The organism is Nocardia sp. 2TAF39, from assembly GCF_052114905.1.
In the GTDB taxonomy this organism is placed as follows: domain Bacteria; phylum Actinomycetota; class Actinomycetes; order Mycobacteriales; family Mycobacteriaceae; genus Nocardia.
This window is the reverse complement of record NZ_JBFRFQ010000023.1, coordinates 87,085-104,501: the sequence shown is the minus strand read 5'-3', so window position 1 is coordinate 104,501 and position 17,417 is coordinate 87,085. Positions and strand designations below refer to the sequence as shown.

17 protein-coding genes and 3 pseudogenes are annotated in these 17,417 nt (G+C 67.0%); 10 read left to right on the top strand and 10 right to left on the bottom strand.

Going from position 1 to position 17,417, the window contains the following annotated elements:
• From AB4Z47_RS16830 to AB4Z47_RS16815, 4 genes and pseudogenes are all read left to right on the top strand, one after another.
• A pseudogene (locus AB4Z47_RS16830) lies at window positions 1–204 on the top strand (acetoacetate--CoA ligase); the annotation flags it as partial.
• Between the two features lie 57 nt (window positions 205–261).
• A complete protein-coding gene (locus tag AB4Z47_RS16825; protein WP_441951789.1) occupies window positions 262–516 on the top strand; it encodes a type II toxin-antitoxin system Phd/YefM family antitoxin in 255 nt (84 codons plus the stop codon).
• Window positions 513–953 (top strand): type II toxin-antitoxin system VapC family toxin, encoded by a 441-nt coding sequence (locus AB4Z47_RS16820; protein WP_441951788.1) that lies wholly within the window; start codon window positions 513–515, stop codon window positions 951–953. The genes AB4Z47_RS16825 and AB4Z47_RS16820 overlap by 4 nt, the downstream gene beginning before the upstream one ends.
• Before the next feature lie 167 nt (window positions 954–1,120).
• Complete coding sequence (locus AB4Z47_RS16815; RefSeq protein ID WP_441951786.1) at window positions 1,121–2,365, top strand: TetR/AcrR family transcriptional regulator; 1,245 nt, start codon at window positions 1,121–1,123, stop codon at window positions 2,363–2,365.
• Between the two features lie 32 nt (window positions 2,366–2,397).
• On the opposite strand, the gene AB4Z47_RS16810 is transcribed toward AB4Z47_RS16815, so the two are convergent.
• Window positions 2,398–2,718 (bottom strand): hypothetical protein, encoded by a 321-nt coding sequence (locus AB4Z47_RS16810; protein WP_441951784.1) that lies wholly within the window; start codon window positions 2,716–2,718, stop codon window positions 2,398–2,400.
• Between the two features lie 8 nt (window positions 2,719–2,726).
• Between AB4Z47_RS16810 and AB4Z47_RS16805 the strand changes: the two genes are divergently transcribed.
• Together AB4Z47_RS16805 and AB4Z47_RS16800 are read left to right on the top strand one after the other, a co-directional pair.
• A complete protein-coding gene (locus AB4Z47_RS16805) occupies window positions 2,727–2,903 on the top strand; it encodes a hypothetical protein (RefSeq protein ID WP_441951783.1) in 177 nt (58 codons plus the stop codon).
• A gap of 165 nt (window positions 2,904–3,068) precedes the next feature.
• On the top strand, window positions 3,069–3,938 hold the full coding sequence (locus tag AB4Z47_RS16800; RefSeq protein WP_441951782.1) for an aldo/keto reductase: 870 nt from the start codon (window positions 3,069–3,071) through the stop codon (window positions 3,936–3,938).
• Window positions 3,939–4,207: 269 nt separating this feature from the next.
• Here the strand turns inward: AB4Z47_RS16800 and AB4Z47_RS16795 are convergent, their stop codons facing one another.
• The 6 genes and pseudogenes from AB4Z47_RS16795 to mftA all read right to left on the bottom strand — a co-directional run bounded on the left by AB4Z47_RS16795 (window position 4,208) and on the right by mftA (window position 11,309).
• Window positions 4,208–6,082, bottom strand: a complete 1,875-nt coding sequence (locus AB4Z47_RS16795; RefSeq protein ID WP_441951781.1) for an MbtH family NRPS accessory protein — start codon at window positions 6,080–6,082, stop codon at window positions 4,208–4,210.
• A 332-nt stretch (window positions 6,083–6,414) separates the two neighbouring features.
• Window positions 6,415–7,872 (bottom strand): mycofactocin dehydrogenase MftG, encoded by a 1,458-nt coding sequence (gene mftG, locus AB4Z47_RS16790; protein ID WP_441951779.1) that lies wholly within the window; start codon window positions 7,870–7,872, stop codon window positions 6,415–6,417.
• A gap of 103 nt (window positions 7,873–7,975) precedes the next feature.
• Entirely contained in the window at window positions 7,976–9,376 is a 1,401-nt protein-coding gene (gene mftF, locus AB4Z47_RS16785) for a mycofactocin biosynthesis glycosyltransferase MftF (RefSeq protein ID WP_441951777.1), read from the bottom strand.
• A gap of 230 nt (window positions 9,377–9,606) precedes the next feature.
• Window positions 9,607–10,836, bottom strand: a complete 1,230-nt coding sequence (gene mftC / locus AB4Z47_RS16780; RefSeq protein WP_441951797.1) for a mycofactocin radical SAM maturase — start codon at window positions 10,834–10,836, stop codon at window positions 9,607–9,609.
• 114 nt (window positions 10,837–10,950) lie between these two features.
• Window positions 10,951–11,193: pseudogene (mftB, locus tag AB4Z47_RS16775) on the bottom strand (mycofactocin biosynthesis chaperone MftB); the annotation flags it as partial.
• A 17-nt stretch (window positions 11,194–11,210) separates the two neighbouring features.
• On the bottom strand, window positions 11,211–11,309 hold the full coding sequence (gene mftA / locus AB4Z47_RS16770; RefSeq protein WP_441951796.1) for a mycofactocin precursor MftA: 99 nt from the start codon (window positions 11,307–11,309) through the stop codon (window positions 11,211–11,213).
• 338 nt (window positions 11,310–11,647) lie between these two features.
• Between mftA and mftR2 the strand changes: the two genes are divergently transcribed.
• Both mftR2 and AB4Z47_RS16760 read left to right on the top strand, forming a co-directional pair.
• The gene (gene mftR2, locus AB4Z47_RS16765; RefSeq protein WP_441951776.1) at window positions 11,648–12,271 is read left to right on the top strand and encodes a mycofactocin system transcriptional regulator MftR2; all 624 of its coding nucleotides are present in this window, start codon (window positions 11,648–11,650) and stop codon (window positions 12,269–12,271) included.
• A gap of 61 nt (window positions 12,272–12,332) precedes the next feature.
• Window positions 12,333–13,388, top strand: a complete 1,056-nt coding sequence (locus AB4Z47_RS16760; RefSeq protein WP_441951775.1) for a 2Fe-2S iron-sulfur cluster-binding protein — start codon at window positions 12,333–12,335, stop codon at window positions 13,386–13,388.
• Window positions 13,389–13,533: 145 nt separating this feature from the next.
• Here AB4Z47_RS16760 and AB4Z47_RS16755 read toward each other — a convergent pair.
• The 3 genes and pseudogenes from AB4Z47_RS16755 to AB4Z47_RS16745 all read right to left on the bottom strand — a co-directional run.
• A pseudogene (locus AB4Z47_RS16755) lies at window positions 13,534–13,632 on the bottom strand (DNA alkylation repair protein); the annotation flags it as partial.
• 52 nt (window positions 13,633–13,684) lie between these two features.
• Complete coding sequence (locus AB4Z47_RS16750; RefSeq protein WP_441951774.1) at window positions 13,685–14,692, bottom strand: tyrosine-type recombinase/integrase; 1,008 nt, start codon at window positions 14,690–14,692, stop codon at window positions 13,685–13,687.
• A gap of 156 nt (window positions 14,693–14,848) precedes the next feature.
• Window positions 14,849–15,718 carry a helix-turn-helix domain-containing protein gene (locus tag AB4Z47_RS16745; protein WP_441951772.1) on the bottom strand — a complete coding sequence of 290 codons (870 nt, stop codon included), beginning with the start codon at window positions 15,716–15,718 and terminating at the stop codon, window positions 14,849–14,851.
• A 191-nt stretch (window positions 15,719–15,909) separates the two neighbouring features.
• Here AB4Z47_RS16745 and AB4Z47_RS16740 point away from each other — a divergent pair, with 191 nt between their 5' ends.
• Together AB4Z47_RS16740 and AB4Z47_RS16735 are read left to right on the top strand one after the other, a co-directional pair.
• On the top strand, window positions 15,910–16,755 hold the full coding sequence (locus AB4Z47_RS16740) for an SDR family oxidoreductase (RefSeq protein ID WP_441951770.1): 846 nt from the start codon (window positions 15,910–15,912) through the stop codon (window positions 16,753–16,755).
• 74 nt (window positions 16,756–16,829) lie between these two features.
• Window positions 16,830–17,312 carry a nitroreductase family deazaflavin-dependent oxidoreductase gene (locus tag AB4Z47_RS16735; RefSeq protein WP_441951768.1) on the top strand — a complete coding sequence of 161 codons (483 nt, stop codon included), beginning with the start codon at window positions 16,830–16,832 and terminating at the stop codon, window positions 17,310–17,312.
• The last annotated feature ends 105 nt before the right edge of the window (window positions 17,313–17,417 follow it).

The window sequence follows — 17,417 nt, the reverse complement described above, 5'->3', positions numbered from 1 at the left end:
CGTACCGAGGTATCACCGCGCCACGTCCCCGACGAGATCATCCTCGCCCCCGGCATCCCACACACCCGCACCGGCAAAAAACTGGAAGTGCCGATCAAGAAACTGTTCCAAGGCGCCGATCCCGCCCACGTCGTCGAGCGCAGCGCGGTCGACAACCCGGGCCTGCTCGACTGGTACGCGACCCAGCGGCAAGGCGCTACGTAGTAAGAATTGTGGCTATAATCTCATACAAATATATGGCCACAAGAGGAGGCTGCTGCCATGGACGTCGGAATTCGAGAGCTGCGAGATAGCCTCAGCCGACACCTGGCGGAGGTTCGATCAGGACATACGGTGACGGTTACCGATCATGGGCAGCCGATCGCCCGCATCGTTCCGGTCGGCCGCCTGACACGACTGGAACAGCTCCGCAGCGAAGGACGCATCCAACCTGCGCGCAAGAATAAGAAGCCAGCCCCTGAACCGATCCGCGGGAACGGCATCGTCAGTGAACTCATCGAGGAGCAGCGCCGGTGATCGGGTATCTCGACACTTCTGCTTTGGTCCCGCTACTGGTCGACGAGCCGAGCAGTAGAGCCTGCCGCCGCTTCTGGGATGATGCCGACGCAGTGGTGTCGAACAGGCTCCTCTACGTGGAGACCACAGCAGCGCTCGCGCAGGCTCATCGAATGAGACGCCTTGATGACGGGCCCTATTCAGCCTGCCGACGCCTATTGGACCAGCTCTGGCCGCAGGTCGAGGTAATAGAGATCGACGAGGCATTGATGCTGCGCGCGGCCGAGCTGGCCGATCATTGTGCACTGCGGGGATATGACGCCATCCATTGCTCCTCCGCTGAACAACTCGACGACCCGGATCTCGTCGCGGCGTCAGGTGACAAGCGTCTACTGGATGCGTGGCGCACTCTGGGTATGGCAACGTTCGACACGAACAATCCAGAGGATGCGGTGTGACCGCGCAGCGGCTCGTATGACTGCTGACGGAAGCACGCGCGGCTTCCAGGGCTCATCCCCGGAGCAGGAGTCGTATTTCGCCCCGCTGGTCGCTACCGGCACACGTCCCCGGCCACGAATGAGCCAGTGCCGCTTCTTGCCTGGTAAGAGGTCGTTACCATGACCGCATGGGTGTCGACAATCGCCGTACGGCGCGGAGAGTGAGCAGCGGCAATTCGGCACCTCGGGAGATCCGGCGCAGGCCGAAGAATCGTCGGGCCCAGATCGCGGCGGCGTCGGCCGCGGCGTTCGGCGCTCTCGGCTACCACGGTGTGAGCATGGAGGACATCGCGTCCGGGCTCGGCATCAGCTCGGCGGCGCTCTACCGCCACTATCCGAGCAAGTACGCGCTGTTTCGAGAGGAACTGCTGCGCGTGGGCCGGGCTATGACCGCATCGGTCCAGCTGCCGGAAGAGGCGGCCACCTGGCCTACAGAGCAGCGGCTACGACACGTACTCGACGCGCTCATCGCGATCACGATCGAGAATCGTCCCACGGTGACCCTGGTCCGCTGGGAAGGCCGATACCTCGAACCCGACGACGAGACCACGCTCAACGAGCAGCAGGCGACGGTGCTCGGCGCACTCGGCGCCCAGCTGGCCGCGCTGCGCCCGGAGCTGACCGACGACGATCATCGAGTGCTGCGCACCGCGCTGCTCAGCACGATCACCAGCATCGCCGACCACCACGCCAACCTGCCCGTGAAATCGCTTGCCCGTCTCCTGAGTTCGGCGTGCTGGTCGATCGTGCACGCCGACCTGCCGAAGGAGCGGGACGTGGAACCGGTCGCGGTGGTGGAGATCCCGGACTCGTTCAAACACGAACTCCTGCTGCGCAAGGCGGTGGAGCTGTTCCACGAGCGCGGATATCCGAACGTCAGCGTGGAGGACATCGCCACCGCAGCGGGTTTGTCGGCCGCGTCGGCGGTGTACCGGTTCTACCGCGGCAAGAGCGACCTGCTGGCCGCCGCGTTCCGCCGTGCCGCGGAACGGGTTTCCGGCGCCATCGGCCCCGCGGTCACGGCGGCCGCCGACTCCGAGGACGCGCTCACCACGCTGATCGCCCACTACGTCGCGGGATCATTCGCCGAACGCGCCCTGACCTTCGTGTATTACACGGAATTCCAACATGTTCCGGCCGAGGAACGTACTGTGCTGCGCAATATCCAGCGGCTCAGCGTCGAGGAGTGGGCCCGGCTGCTGCGCGAGGTGCGTCCCGAACTCACTCCCGCCGAGGCGCGGTTCCTCATCCACGCGGCCTTCACAGTGGTCGTCGATCTGGGCCGCACTTTCGGCAACGCGCCGATGGCCGCGCAGGACCGGGTGCGCATACTGATGCGGCTGGTCCTCTTCGGCAGCCCCGCGCGGTCATAGGCACCGTAGCGGCCAGCTCTGCGCGGGCCCGTTCATCGGGATCGCAAGGTTCTGGGGTCGAGCCGCCAGCCGCCTCGGTCGGTGGTGAAGACGAACGAGTACCAGTCTCCGGACAGCTTTCCGAATCGTCGGGCGTCACTCCCTACCGGCTCGGTGCCGGGCGAGTAGACCCAGCCGTACACCTTGGAGCCCACGAACCCGTCAGCGTCGTAGAAGTAGACGCGCCCATCGGACTCGCGTTGAACCAAGCCGATATCGAGCCCGCCGAGCCTCACGTCTTGGCGGGTAGCCGGCCCATCCTCGCGCAGCATCTCGACACTGACCTCTTCCATGGTTCGATCAGCTGTGATCATGCTCGGTCGTGCGCGCCGCACTGACGTTGGTGGTCGATCTGGGCCAGCGCCTCGGCTCGGATAGCCCCGTGTGCTCGCGGCTGCGCGTCGTCGACCTCATGCGGATCATCCTGTTCTCGGCCGGCGGCGAATACGCCGCGGTGAATCCGGCCTGGTCGGCCGAGACCGCGCGGAAGCTCCTCTGACCATTCCGCCCACGGCGAACACGGACGACCATATGGGAATCGACGCCATGGCGATGACGTTTGCGCAAGAGAGCCGGCGCCCACTCCGCGACGATCTGCCCGCGCGGGCGCGACGCTCGCAAGCGTTTTCGCGCAGTTCCATCACTTCGGAAGGAACCGAATCCCATGAGCACAGACCACGCACGCCCCGCCGAAGCTTCCGGAACCTTCGCCCTCGGCGGCGACCTTCCAGTGCATCGGCTCGGCTACGGTGCGATGCAGCTGACCGGGCCCGGCGTCTGGGGCGACCCGAAGGATCCCGACGAGGCGGTGCGGGTGCTGCGCCGCGCCGTCGAACTCGGCGTCAACTTCATCGACACCGCAGACTCCTACGGCCCATTCGTCAGCGAGCAGCTGATCAGGAAGGCGCTGCACCCCTACGCCGACGAACTGGTGATCGCCACCAAAGGCGGACTGACCCGGGGCGGACCCGAGGATTGGCGTCCGGTCGGCAGGCCCGAGTACCTGCGTCAACAGACGGAACTCAGTCTGCGTCACCTCGGCATCGACCGGATCGACCTCTACCAGCTGCACCGCATCGACCCCCAGGTGCCGCTGGCCGACCAGCTCGGTGAGCTCGTTCTGCTCCAACAGGAAGGCAAGATTCGCCACATCGGCGTCTCACAGGTGAGCGTCGAGCAACTGCGCCAGGCACGCGACATCGCCACCATCGTGTCGGTGCAGAACCTGTACAACCTGGCCAACCGCACCGACGAGGACGTGCTGGACTACGCCGAGCAGGAGAATATCGCCTTCATCCCGTGGTTCCCCATCGCCACCGGCGAACTCGCCAAGCCGGGCGGCCCGCTCGACGCGATCTCCGCCGACCACGGTGCCACACCCGCGCAGCTGGCGCTGGCCTGGCTGCTGCGCCGCTCGCCGGTGGTGCTGCCGATCCCGGGCACCTCCAGCGTCGCACACGTCGAGGAGAACACCGAGGCGGCACAGATCACCCTGACCGACAAGGAGTTCGATACGCTCTCCGCCGCCGCCTGATCAGCGGCAGTAGCCGTCGGCCCTGCTGTCTCGCGGCTCCTGAGTGCAGTCGCGGCTAGGCACCAGCCATAACGGCCGCACGGTCACCAAGCGGGCCGAACAGTTCGACTCTCACTCGGGGACCTGCGCACCAGGGCCGAGGCCGAATGGCGGCAGCAAGCCCAGACGGTGATCGAATCCGCTCGCGGTGTGATTGCGCGAGTATCGGGCGGGGCGCGCCGGTCGCCAGCGGGATGAGACCGGCGCGCCCCGCGTATTCAGGTGGTCGGTCAGTTCGCCTCGTTGGCGATGGCCTCGATGAGCGACTTGGGGCGCATGTCCACCCAGTGGGTTTCCACGTACTGCACACAGGACTTTCGGTTGGCGGCGCCATAGGCGATAGTCCAGCCGCCAGGAACGGCCGCGAAGACCGGCCACAGGGAATGTTCGCCCTCCTCGTTGATCAGGACGTAGAACTTGGCGTCGGCGTCGTCGAACGGGTTGGTCATTCTTTCCTCTTCCTGGTCGAGTCGGGGTTCGGGGTCCGAATGCGGGGGTCCGTCGACACCACGGTGCCGGCGTGGCCGATCCTGTCGAGCGCGGATTCCGGGGTCATCCGCCAGCGCGAGGCATCCACCGCACGGTTCTGCAGGGCGCCCGTCCACGGCGTACGCGCAGCTCGATGGCGTCGATGTCACCGAGTTCGAGCGCAGTCCGCGCACCCTCACCTGATGATCGGTCCGTCCGCTGAATCGTTTCGCGCCGGATCGGGTCCACCACACCAGGTCTCCGGTCGGAGAGAGCCGTCCACCCGCGGGACCAAGGGGTCGGCGACGAAGCGCTCGGCCGAAGGTCCGGACCGCGCACGGTAATCCGCGCGCCACGGTGGGGCCGCGCAGGGACAACTCTTCAGCGGCCGTGTCGAAGAAGCGGGCCTGCCATCGCGCGTAGTCGCGGGGATCCATGGCGCGGGCGAATTCCCCCGGAATCCCCGCCGGTGCCGAACCTTCCCCGAGTCCGGCACCGGCAGAGTACTCGGTGACCGTGAGCTGGAGATCGAACTCGGTCACTCCGGTGTCCAGGGTACTGGGGGCCACCGACAGCGCGGGCAGTTCGACGGCGATTGCCTCGGCATTGCCGAAGGCGAACAGCACCTCGAACAGCGGGTGGCGGCCCTGCGAGCGCGGCGGGTCGAGCGCCTCGACCCGATGCTCGAACGGCATCCCGACGTACCGGAAGGCAACGACGTCACGCTCGCGCACCTGCACGAGCAACGCGGAGAACGGACTGCCGGCGTCGACCGCGGTGCGCAGCGCCGCCGTGCTGCGCCATCGCACGGCGTCAAGTGGAACCAGCGGCGGCCGTGGCCGCGCCCGCAGCTGCGCGACCAAGGACGCGCCGCCGGATCCACCCGCCCGCTCGATGAGTTCGGCGAGTTCGGTCACCGCGGTAGCGGTGCGCAGCTCGCGGACCCCGAGCGGGCAGTTCAGTTCGGCGCCGAGCCGGGCGGCGACCTCTGCCGCCGCCCGCACCACCGCCGCGGGCAACAGCGCGAGTTGCCGCGTGTCCAGCTCGGATTCGACGCCGTCGGGGACCGACTGCTCGCCGATTCCGGGTTGGTCACGCACCACCGCCACTACGCGGACCACCGAATCGACCGCAATGAGCACGGACTCGACCTCGCCCAGCTCTATCCACCACCCCCGCGGCTTCACCTGGAAGCCACTGCGCCCGAGGCATTCGAGCTCGCGGTGTGTGGCTGGGCGCACGGCAAACGAGTCGGCGACGAAGCGTGCCGGAGTCGGTTCCGCGCGCGCGAGGTAGCGCCGGGTGAGCTGTACCCCCGACAGATACAGCTCACCCGCGATCGGTAACGACCGAAGCCGCGAATCGAGCACGTAGAGCCGGGTCTTGAATACCGGCGCGCCGATCGGCACCGAGAGGATATCGGTATCGGTCACTTCGCGAGAGGTGACGTCGACCGCCGCCTCCGTTGGACCATACATATTGTGCAGGCGGGCGCCGGTCAGCACCCGCGGCGACGCGCCGGTGCGCGTGGGCACCGGCAGGCACGGTACCGCCTCGTACCGGTCTGCCTGCCGATCCGGATGGGCACTGGTCGGCTGCGGCAGCGCACGGACGCCAGCCAAGTCCGCACCGTGCACCAGAAGCCTCCTAGATGGCGAAACCACAGCCGGCCGAGCGCTTCGGGGCAGCAAGAACAAGGCCAGCGCCAGGGCTGGTCAGCTCTGGCGCACGACGGCTGGCACCAGGTGCGATTCGGCGAACATCGCAGCAGGGTGATCCGTGCATGGCGAATGCTAGGCGCTTCCTTAACAAAAAGGAATAAATTCCTCTAAAAAATTCTGTCTCTGCACCCACGGTCACTACCAGCGCCGGAAGTCGCGGACAGAACGTGTGGGCGCGACCACATTCTCGGCCGCCCGGGGCCGAGCTGCCGCACCATCGACAGACCAGGAGCCGAACCTCTCTCACTTCACGAGGCGAGGTACTCGGCAGCCTTTTCCGCGATCATCATCGTCGTAGCCTGCGGTCCACGGCTCAGCGGTACGGGCACGACGGAGAGATCCACAACGAACAATCCGGTCACCCCGTGCACTCGACACGACTCGTCCACCACCGCTGCTTCGTCGTTTTCCCGTCCCATTCGACAGGTTCCGGATAAGTGTTGCGACGTTGCCAGATGTGCGCGTAGCCAGGCGCCAGCGAGATCCGCACGCGCCGGAATCGGCTCGACGAGCGGGTGCACGTTCATCCACCGCAGCAGTTCGGCGGCGGTTGACACCGCGGCACGCAACCGGGCCCGATCGTGCTCCGCGGCGAGATACCGATGGTCGATCAGCGGAGCGACGGCGGGGTCGGCCGAGCGCAGCCGAAGCACGCCGGTCGAGCGCGGACGCATCAGCGCGACGCCGAGCCGGCGCACACCCGGCGTGAACGACACGGCGTAGGGCCGGATTTCGACGTCGTCGAGCTCGAGCACGGATTCCAAGGGGACGGTGGCTTGTTCGTCCGACTCGAGCAGATAGTCGATCCCGATCTCGGGATGATCGCTGAACCAGGAGCCGACCTGGCTGGGGTGCACCACCGGAATACCCAGTGCGTGTAGCCGCCCAGGGTCACCGATGCCGGAGCGCAGCAGCAACGCGGCCGACTCGATCGCCCCGGCGCTGACCACTATGCGGTCCGCCCATTCGGTGTAGGTCCGGCCCGCACGCAGGCAGTCCACGCCGATCGCGCGTGTCCCGTCGAAACGGATGCGGGTGACATGCGTACCTCCGCTGACCATCAAGTTGGGGCGGGCCGACGCGGGAAGCAGATAGCCCAGTGCCGCGCCGATCCGTCTGCCCTCGGCGACGTTGCACGGCACCGCGCCGACGCCTTCGCCACCTTCCGGTGCGTTGAGATCAGGGACCCCTGCGAATCCGGCGGACAGGCACGCTGTCACGAATGCTTCGCTGAGGGCGGCGGGATTCGCCGTGCGGCACACCGGGATGGGACCGGAGCGGCCGTGCCACGGCCGATAGCCGAAGTCCAGATCGTGCTCGACGCGGCAGTACATCGGCAGCACGTTGTCGAACGACCAGGCGGCCGACGCACCCACCGCACGGGTCCACGCATCGAAATCCGCCGCGGTGGCACGGACGAAGTAGCCACCGTTGATCGATCCCGAGCCGCCGATCACCCGGCCTCGCACGATGTTTCCGACCACCGGCGGGTCGGCGGCGAGCGTGACCTCGTAGCGCCACAGCCACGGCGAGTGCGGGCCGATCGGCATGGCGGTCGCGTCGAGCAGCTCGTCGGGAATGGCACCGGGGGTGGTCCACAGCCGGCCTGCCTCGAGCAGTCGCACCGTGTGGCCTGGGTCCGCACTCAGCCGCGCCGCCAGCACACACCCGGCGGTACCGCCCCCGACGATGAGTGTGTCGGCCATCCGGACCTGCCCCGTTCAGTATCTCGGCGCCGAGCACGTCGCCGTGCGACGACGATTCGGTGCGGCGGGCAGAATGCGGGGCATCTCGGGTCGGTCGCGTCGATCAGCGCGGCGGCGTCGTGGGTTTCAGCGCTGCCATACTGCGCGCACGGAAGGCGCCGAGCCACAGCCCGGCGCCGTAGGCGATGTCGTCGAGCCGCTTGTAGGCGATGTACCGCACGGGGTCGAGGCCACCGGCGTCGCGGTGGGTGAACCAGTCGGCGAGGCCGTCCGCGACAGCCATGGTCAGCGCGATACGCCGAATCCGCCGCGACATGACCATGGCCAGCAGCGTGACCGGCCAATAGTGGCGGCACATGGCCGAGGCAAGCCGCCAGATCCCGGCGAAGAAGCCGCGGGACAGATAGATCGCGGCGATCCGGGTCGGGTTGTCCAACTCGGTGAAGACGCGGCGTAGTCGAGTCAGCGCGGTGATCAGGGTGATGATCCCGCCGAACAGTCCCCACTTCGTCAGCGTGGCGAACAGGAGCGCGGCGAGCACTGTCCAGGACGGCACCGACAGCGGCGAGACCATTCCCGCGTGCCGCTCGCCCAGCGGCGCGGCGCCGGTGCCATAGAACATCTTTCGACCGAACCAGGCACGGAAGGAAACCCGGTGATCGTGCGCCACGTGTGCGGCGGGTTCGTAGCGCAGCCGGTAGCCCGCACGCTCCAGTCGCCAGCACAGGTCCACGTCCTCGGCGACGTGCATCGACTCGTCGAAGCCACCCTGAGCCAGCAGCGCCCTGCGGCGCACCAGCAGCGCCGCGCTGGGCACGTAGGACACCAGCCCGCGCGACTGAACGGCCGCCTCCCGCCTGCCGAGGTCGAGCGAGGAACGGGTGTGCTCATAGCGCGCCAGGGCGGTGGACTCCGGGTCCAGCGCCACGATCCGAGGGGCGACCAGCGCCACCTCGGGGTCGCTGAAGTGGCCGAGCATCACCTCGAGCCAGCCGCTGCGAGGCACCACGTCGGAGTCCAAGAACGCGACGAAGTCGGTTGTCGCCGCACGCAACCCGGCGTTGCGTGCGGCCGCGGGCCCCTGCTTGCGGTCGTGCCGCAGCACCGTCACCCGGCAGCGGGTGCCGCGGTTGGATGGAATACGGACCGGCTGGTCCGAACCGTCGTCGACCACGACGACGTTGTGCCCGCGCAGCGCGGCCAGCAGCCTGACCAGCCCCTCGCTGTTGTTGTGCAGCGGCACGATAATGGTGACATCGTCCGGCGAGGGCAGTAGCCGGGGACGGGGATTGGCCACCCCGGAGTCGAGCAGCCGTCTGGCAACAACGGCGGACTTCGGACCATTCACCTCGAGGTACCCGTCGCCGATCATCTCGGCGGCCTCCGGGGCAAGCCGCAGCAACCGGGCGGGCGAACCGCCGATCAGGACCCGCCCACCGGAGTATGCGCGTACCCGAGGATCGATCCGCACCCCGAATCCATCGGGCAGGCGATCATGGCGCATTCCTGGCATGCTAGGCGGAGTTTCGCGCAGGAGCATCAACAGTCCGAAAAAAGGCACGGATTTCCGGCCGAAACGGTCCCACCCCAGGCCGCAGCACTCGCCGCGACCCGTGCAGGTACCCCGCTTGTGATCTTGTTCGAGCATCCGGCAACACAAGGGCAATCCCCCGGTCGCAACCGGACGAACGCCAATCTCGAAGATTCAGCAAATTATCAGTTACCTGCATGGCATCACGCCAGTGGGTTCTCGTCGCAAGCTCGAACAGGCCTGCGCTCAGGCGAAAATCCGGCCGGGCGCGTCGCGCTCAACGTCAACGGGATCGGGCCGGCCCCGCGCACACCGGCACGCGGCGTCGCCCGGCGGGAGTGGTCGACCGACGAGCGCGGGACCATCCGGCCGGCGTCGGCCAGCGCCGCCCCGCCGTAGCCCTGCACGCATTCGGGGTCCGGACCGTCAGCGGGGAGCCCGGTGAAGAACTTCGCCGCCATGCAGCCGCCGCGGCACGCGTCGTAGTGGCTGCACGACGCGCAGGCGCCGCCGCCGCTGGGCTCGCGTAACTCGGCGAACAGCTCCGACGACCGCCACACAGCACCGAAACCGCCGTCGGCCACCACGTTGCCGGCGTGAAACCGATCGTGAATGGCGAATGGGCAGGCGTAGACGTCGCCGACCGGGTCGACCAGACAGACCACCCGTCCAGCGCCGCACATGTTCAGGCCAGGCAGCGCCTGGCCGAACGCGGACAGGTGGAAGAACGAGTCGCCGGTGAGCACGCCCGCACCGTTGCGCAGCAGCCAGTCGTAGAGCACGCGCTGCTGCTGCGGGGTGGGATGCAGTTCGTCCCACACGTCCGCACCGCGGCCCGACGGCCGTAGCCTGGTCAAACGCAATGTGGCGCCGTATCTTTCGGCGATGGCGCGGAACTCGTCGAGCTGGCCGATATTGTGTCTGGTCGCCACGACCGACAGCTTCGCGTCCCGAAACCCCGCCGCCGCAAGGTTTTCCAGCGCGCGGATGGCCATATCGTAGGAGCCCGGCCCGCGCACCGCATCGTTGACCGAGGCGTCTGCGCCGTCGAGTGAGACCTGCACGTCGACATAATCACTGGCCGCGAGGCGAGCCGCGACCTCGGGCGTGATCCGCACGCCGTTGGTGGAGAACTTCACTCCCACGTGGTGCGCGGTCGCGTAGTCGACCAACTCCCAGAAGTCCTGGCGCACCGTGGGTTCACCGCCGCCGATGTTCACGTAGAACACCTGCATCCGCTCGAACTCGTCGATCAGCGCCTTGCACTGTTCGGTGCTCAGCTCGCGCGGGTCCCTGCGGCCCGAGGAAGACAGGCAGTGCACGCAGGACAGATTGCAGGCGTAGGTGAGTTCCCAGGTGAGGCAGATCGGCGCGGCCAGACCGGATTCGAAGCGGTCCACCAGACGCACGGCCCCCTCCGACGGCGGGACCACCCCCGCCGCCGACGGTGCGGAAGCCCCGATCCCGAGTGGCGCGCTGTGTCCTCGGTTCGCTCGCTGACGCTCGCTCACTGCGGTGGGCGCCGCCGGCGCACCGATGATCATCTCCGAATCGACCAGCTGTGTCAGCGCTTTCACGTACGACGAGACACCGTCGTCCGGCACGCCTGCCGCGCGGATGGCGGTGCGGGCCGAGGCATGTTCCGGCAGCGACCGCACGATCTCGACGATCCGCGGATTCTTCAGGAACGAGAGCTTGCGCGTGCCGAAGTGGTAGAGCAGCGCGCCGAACGGTTCCGGACGCAGCGCCACTCGCGGGTGCAGCTGCCAGCGGGTATCGAGATCGAGCATCGTCGTCAACCGCCTGTCTAGTAGACGCCGCACATACCGTCGATGGATACCTCTTCGATAAGGCTCTCCTCGACCAATGGCGTCTCGTCGGCCGACCGCGCGGCGGCTGTCTCCACCCGTCCGATGTTGTCGGTGTCGGTGTGTCCGATGGATCCGTATTCCGGCATGCCTACCTCCGAGAGGACGATCCGTGTGCCCGGCTACCCGATGCAGCCGGATCCCACGATAACGTCATCGGCTGACAAAATGGAACATGTACCGCTCAATGGGATGACAACCGGACGTATCGCGCCGGTCATCGGGGGCGACCGGGCGATCCATCCGCGCGCGGAGTCGAACGCGCGCTGACGAGCCGGCGGCGCCGCACTCTAGACTTCGGATGGAAATCAGCTGAACAAGCACGTGGTGGGCGACGCGCGCCCACAGCGGTAGAGGTGGCATGGGAGTCGGACGAATGCAGACGAACGGAGGCGGCAACACACTGTCGGAGTCCGAGATCGTCGAGGCGGCGCTGCGGGTGGTCCGTGCGGACGGCGTGGAAAAACTCTCCATGCGGCGACTCTCGCGCGAACTCGGTGTCTCCCCCATGGCGCCCTACTACTACGTCGCCGACAAGCGGGAGTTGCTCGACCTCGTCGCGACCGCGGCGCTGACCGGGGTTCGCACGCCACCGCCCGCGTCCGGACCGTGGCAGCACCGGCTCCGCGACCTCGTCGACCAGATCGACGAGAAACTCCGCAAGCACCCCGGCCTCGGCGACATCTTGATCGAACAGATGCTCGGCAAACAGCTGGACCTGATCGCCGCGGTGATGGACATCCTGGCCGACGCGGGCTTCGACGACCGCAATGTGCTCGCCGGCTACGCGACCATCCACACCTATCTGTTCGGCCGCAGCCGGGTGAACCCGAGGGACCGGTCCGCGCCCGTCGACGTGACGCTGCCTGCCGTTGTCGAGCGAGCCACCCGGCATATCGCGGACCTGCGCGGGCGATATTCATACGACTTCGGCATGGAGGTGCTGATCGCCGGTCTCGAGGCCCAGCTTGTGAGGCAGGCGACGACAGACGTACGATGAAACTGAAACACGTTCTAGTTTTCGCGCTCCGCTGCGCCCGCGCCAGGTTCGAGAGGACGACATGACCACTGTCGAGGTTCCACACGGCTCGCGCTCGGTCGTACTCCGGGTATCCACCGTCATCACCGAGACGGCCGACACGTGTTCGCTGGTCTTCGACGTCCCCGACGAACTGACCGAAAAGTTCCGCTACCAGCCCGGCCAGTTCCTCACGCTGCGGATCCCCAGCGACCGGACCGGCTCGGTGGCCCGGTGCTACTCCCTGGCCAGCTCGCCTTACACCGACGATCGGCCGAAGGTCACCATCAAGCGGACCGAGGGCGGCTACGGGTCGAACTGGGTGTGCGACAACGTGAAAGCGGGCGACCAGCTCGAAGTACTACCACCGTCGGGTGTCTTCACGCCCAAGGATCTGGACGAAGACCTGCTGCTGTTCGGCGCGGGCAGTGGCATCACACCCGTGATGTCCATCCTGAAGTCGGCGCTCGCGCGCGGCACCGGCCGCATCGTGCTGGTGTACGCCAACCGCGACCACCAGTCGGTGATCTTCGCCGGCGAGCTGCGCGACCTCATGGAGAAGCATCCCCAGCGACTCACGGTGGTCCACTGGCTGGAATACCTGCAGGGGTTGCCGACGGCCGACGCACTGGCCACCCTGGTCGCGCCCTACCGGGGCTATGACGCGTTCATGTGCGGGCCGAAGCCGTTCATGGACCGGGTGCACGACGCGCTCGCACAGCTGGGCGTACCTCGGGCGCGCACGCACGCCGAGGTCTTCAATTCCCTCGCCGGAGACCCGTTCGCCGATCAGGCACCGGCCGAGGTGTCCGACGAGGAGGCTGCCGACGCAGCGACCGTCGAGGTCGAACTCGACGGCGAGGTGCACGAGCTGACCTGGCCACGCAAGCAGACTCTGGTGGACATCATGCTTGCCGAAGGCTTGGACGTGCCCTACTCCTGCCAGGAAGGGGAATGCGGCTCCTGCGCATGCACGGTCCTGGAAGGCAAGGTCGACATGGACAACGCCGAGATCCTGGATCCGGAGGATATCGAGAACGGCTACATCCTCGGATGCCAGGCGCATCCGGTGAGCGATCACCTGAAGATTCAGTTCTGATCAGGCACCGGGCATCGCCGGAAACGCATTCTTGCGGTCGCCGAAATCGATTGCTCAGCAAGGATTTTCGATTTCGTTCCGATATGCCGGGCGGCGCGGGTTTCATCGATCGCCCTGAACTCGAGGTGAATTCGGCCGAGCTGGGCTATTGCGCGCGATAACAGGCGCGGACGGCGGGCTCCAGATGTTCGGTCGCGTAGTTCAATGCGGTGCGGCCCATGACCGCGGCGTGCTGGTCGAGGAAGGGGTTCCGGTAGTAACGGCGCAGAAAACAACGAAGTTCGTGTAGTTGCTGGTCAGCGTCGTCGTTCGGCTCCGGGCCCGAGGAGGCTGGTGAGGTCGCGCATGGCCTGCGGTGACGGTTTGAAGTAGCGGCGCAGGTTTTCAGGTTTGCGGTGGCGGGATTTGGCCATGAGTTCGAGCAGGCTGGCCCCGGACTCACCCAGATGGGTCAGGCCGGAATGTCTGAGCTCGTGCAGGTCCCAACCGGTTCCGATCCCGTCGATCGCGGTGGCAGCGTCGAGCAGATTGCGCGCCTGGTCGTAGGACAACCTCGCCAACCCGGTGTCGGGGCAGATGTCGCGGTCGGCGAGGTACTTGCCGGGCCCGGGGCGGCGATGGGTGACGAACACGGGTCCCGAGGTCCGGTCCTTGATGAGCCTGGGCAGCAGGCGGGCGGTGCCGGCGTCCCAGTACACAGTTTCCAGAACGTACTCGTTCCGTGTGGCGCCGCGGCGGCGAGTACGCGGTGTCGCGCCTTTGGATTTCACCGGGCAGCAACGTCCGGGAAGGTCCAGGTCTTCGATGTTGACTTGGAGTAGTTCGTCTGTGCGAGCGCAGGTTTCATACAGCATCCGCCACAGCGTCTTCTCCCGCACGTGGATGTCACGACGGGTGATGAGCCGGTCGATCGCGGTGCGCGAGCGGACCGGGGTGTCGGAGTCCGACGGGGTTGACCGGCCCGCCGAGGTAGGAACGCCTGGTGCGGTCCAGCCCTGTTCCCGACACCAGCTCAGCCACTTACCCACGGCCGCGCGGCGCGCGTTCCAGGTATTGACTGCCGCTGTGCCCCACAGGGATTCCAGTGTCGCGCCGATCTCGTCGTCGGTGACCGAGGTCAGAGGGCGGCTCGGTGTGAGCAGGCCGTCGCGAGCGCGGCCGTCGAGCTGGTCGACGGTCTTGACGATCGCGATGCTGTAAGAGCGGCGGGTGTTGGACGAGCCGATGGTGTCGAGGAACGCCTCGGCGGCGGACCGCAGGGTCCGGGGCGCGGGCGTGTGGATCCGGTGCACTGTCGCCGCCATGGGATCCGCCTTCCTCGGCTTGCCCCGGATAACGGGGTCGCTTCACGCCGCCGTCACGGCGGGATCGCCGCAGGCCGCCTCGGATGTTACCCCGGATAACAGGCCATTATCCGGGGCAAAGAGATTGCGAGCCTGGCGCGGGCAGGGGGTTGCGGGTCACACGGCGTTGTCGGGTGTGGGCGCGTGGTGGCTGTTGGCCCACGAGGTGAGGATGCGCAGCGCGTCGTGGGAGGGGCTCGCGGGTTCGGCGGTCAGCACGATGAGGTGCTGGTCGGGGTCGATGCTGCAGTTGAGGGTTTCCCAATCGAGGGTGAGCTCACCGACCACGGGGTGGCGGAAGGTTTTGGTGCCCACGGTGTGCGCTGAGACATGATGCGCGCCCCACCATTGCCGAAAATCGGGATCGTGCACCGACAGTTCCCCGACCAGGGCGGTGAGTCGGGGGTCGTCGGGGTGGGTGGCCGCCTGCATGCGTAGGTGCGCGACGGCGCTGTGCGCGACGGCTTCCCAGTCGGTGTACAAGGTCCGCATCGCCGGATCGGTGAACAGAATCCTGGTGTTGTTCCGGTACTTCTCGGGGATGGCCGCGAAATCGGTGAACAGGGCAGCGGCCAGCGAATTCCACGCGAGAATGTCGGTGCGACGGCCCAGCACCAGGGCCGGGGTGGTGCTCAGATCATCGAGCAGGCGTTGCAGTGTGGGTTGTACCTGCTGCGTGCCGCGCCGCCGGGGCCGGATGTGGGCCTTGCCCGCGAGTTCGAACAGGTACTCGCGCTGGTCGTCATCGAGATGTAGCACCTGCGCCAGCACAGCCAACACCGGGCCGGAGGCCGACATGCGCCCCTGTTCGAGGCGGGTGTAGTAGTCGGGGCTGATCGCGGCGAGCTGCGCGACTTCCTCACGACGCAAACCTGGTACCCGTCGCGGGCTCCCCGGATCGGGTAACCCGACCTCACGAGGAGTGAGCTCGGCCCGGCGGGACTTGAGGAACTCACCCAACTCGTTGCTTTGCGCGTTGCGAGTCATACCGACCAGTGTGGCACCGAATGGTTCGATGCTGAGGGGGAGGTTTTCCTCCCCGGATGTGATTCTCCCAGGAGAGAACTGTCCTCTGTGCAGGTGCGTGTGCTGGTGCGAAAGTCGATGAGGTAGTCGGCTCCAACAATGTCAACCACACAACCTTCGGTGCCCGATACCGCACCGGGAAATGGTCGGTCATGAGCAAAGTCGTTTTCCTCACCGGCGCCGGTCGCGGCTTGGGCGCCGAGATCGCGCGTGCGGCCCTGGCCGCCGGTCACCAGGTTGTGGCCACCGGTCGTCGCCCCGACGAGGTGGAGAAGACCTTGGGTGGACCGCAGGACAATCTCCTGGTCACCACTCTCGATATCACCAGCCCCGATGACGCCGAGGCCGCCGCGCAGGCCACGGTCGAGCGTTTCGGCCGTATCGACGTGCTGATCAACAACGCCGGGAACCTCTTCACCGGCTACTTCGAGGAGATCTCGCCCGCGCAGATGCGCCAGCAGTTCGAGACCAACCTCTTCGGTCCGATGAACGTCACCCGCGCCGTCCTGCCGATCATGCGAGCACAACGCGCCGGCCACATCATCACCATCACCTCGACCGCCGGGCTGGTCGGCATGGAATTCACCTCCGCCTACGCCGCCTCCAAGTTCGCGGAAGAAGGCTGGATGGAGTCCCTGCGCCACGACGTCGAGCCATACAACATCCACACCACGATCGTGGAGCCCGGCTACTTCCGCACCGAACTCCTCGTGGACGGCTCCACCACCTGGCCCGCACTGTCCATCGACGACTACGCCCCGCGGACCGCCCCGAGGATCGAGGGCATGAAGAGCATGAACGGCCAGCAGCCCGGCGACCCCGCCAAACTCGCCCGCGCCCTGCTCACCCTCGCCGGCCAGGACAAACCCCTGCAGCGCTTCGTCGCCGGCGCGGACGCCATCGAGGCCGCCCAGGCCAAAGCAACCGAACTCCTCGCCCAGGCCGAGGCCTCCCGCGAACTGGGCGACAGCCTGGCCTACGACGACGCGCACGCCTGAGCAGCACGGCCCCGTACCCGGTCGAGGCGCAAGACCACTACCGGGTGAATTTCGACAGCATAGAGAGAAGCAACATGCCCCTCACAGGCGAATACGAGCCGAACCCGACGCAGTTCGTTCGTGACCAGGTGGAACTCTACGAGAGCTCCGGCGGCACACAAGGAACGACGCTGAGCGTCCTGGTCGCCCGTGAAGAAGACAAGCAGCTCCGGGACCTGCCCGTCGTCATCCTGACCACCCTGGGCGCGAAGAGCGGCAAGATCCGCAAGACCCCGCTCATGCGGGTGGAGCACGACGGCTCCTATGCCGTGGTCGCCTCCATGGCAGGAGCCCCCAAGCACCCGGTCTGGTACCACAACGTGGTCGCCGACCCCCGAGTCGAGCTCCAGGATGGCCCGGTGCGCCAGGACATGCTTGCACGCGAGGTCACCGGGGACGAGAAGGCCCTGTGGTGGGCCCGAGCCGTCGAGGCGTTCCCGGACTACGCGGAGTACCAGGAGAAGACGGACCGTGACATCCCGGTCCTCGTTCTGGAGCCGGCTACCGAAGAGCACTGACGTGGCACAACCGTGCTCAGGCCTGCGGCGACGCCCGTGCCTGAGCCGCACCACACGGGTCATGGGTTCACGGCCATGACCGCGACCAGGCCTGACGGCCATTAA

Excerpts from the sequence above, each read along its gene's own strand:
- AB4Z47_RS16825 (WP_441951789.1), top strand. The coding sequence starts at position 262 with ATGGACGTCGGAATTCGAGAGCTGCGAGATAGCCTCAGCCGACACCTG.
- AB4Z47_RS16815 (WP_441951786.1), top strand. The coding sequence starts at position 1,121 with ATGGGTGTCGACAATCGCCGTACGGCGCGGAGAGTGAGCAGCGGCAAT.
- AB4Z47_RS16810 (WP_441951784.1), bottom strand. The coding sequence starts at position 2,718 with ATGATCACAGCTGATCGAACCATGGAAGAGGTCAGTGTCGAGATGCTG.
- AB4Z47_RS16800 (WP_441951782.1), top strand. The coding sequence starts at position 3,069 with ATGAGCACAGACCACGCACGCCCCGCCGAAGCTTCCGGAACCTTCGCC.
- mftG (WP_441951779.1), bottom strand. The coding sequence starts at position 7,872 with ATGGCCGACACACTCATCGTCGGGGGCGGTACCGCCGGGTGTGTGCTG.
- mftF (WP_441951777.1), bottom strand. The coding sequence starts at position 9,376 with ATGCGCCATGATCGCCTGCCCGATGGATTCGGGGTGCGGATCGATCCT.
- mftR2 (WP_441951776.1), top strand. The coding sequence starts at position 11,648 with ATGCAGACGAACGGAGGCGGCAACACACTGTCGGAGTCCGAGATCGTC.
- AB4Z47_RS16760 (WP_441951775.1), top strand. The coding sequence starts at position 12,333 with ATGACCACTGTCGAGGTTCCACACGGCTCGCGCTCGGTCGTACTCCGG.
- AB4Z47_RS16750 (WP_441951774.1), bottom strand. The coding sequence starts at position 14,692 with ATGGCGGCGACAGTGCACCGGATCCACACGCCCGCGCCCCGGACCCTG.
- AB4Z47_RS16745 (WP_441951772.1), bottom strand. The coding sequence starts at position 15,718 with ATGACTCGCAACGCGCAAAGCAACGAGTTGGGTGAGTTCCTCAAGTCC.
- AB4Z47_RS16740 (WP_441951770.1), top strand. The coding sequence starts at position 15,910 with ATGAGCAAAGTCGTTTTCCTCACCGGCGCCGGTCGCGGCTTGGGCGCC.
- AB4Z47_RS16735 (WP_441951768.1), top strand. The coding sequence starts at position 16,830 with ATGCCCCTCACAGGCGAATACGAGCCGAACCCGACGCAGTTCGTTCGT.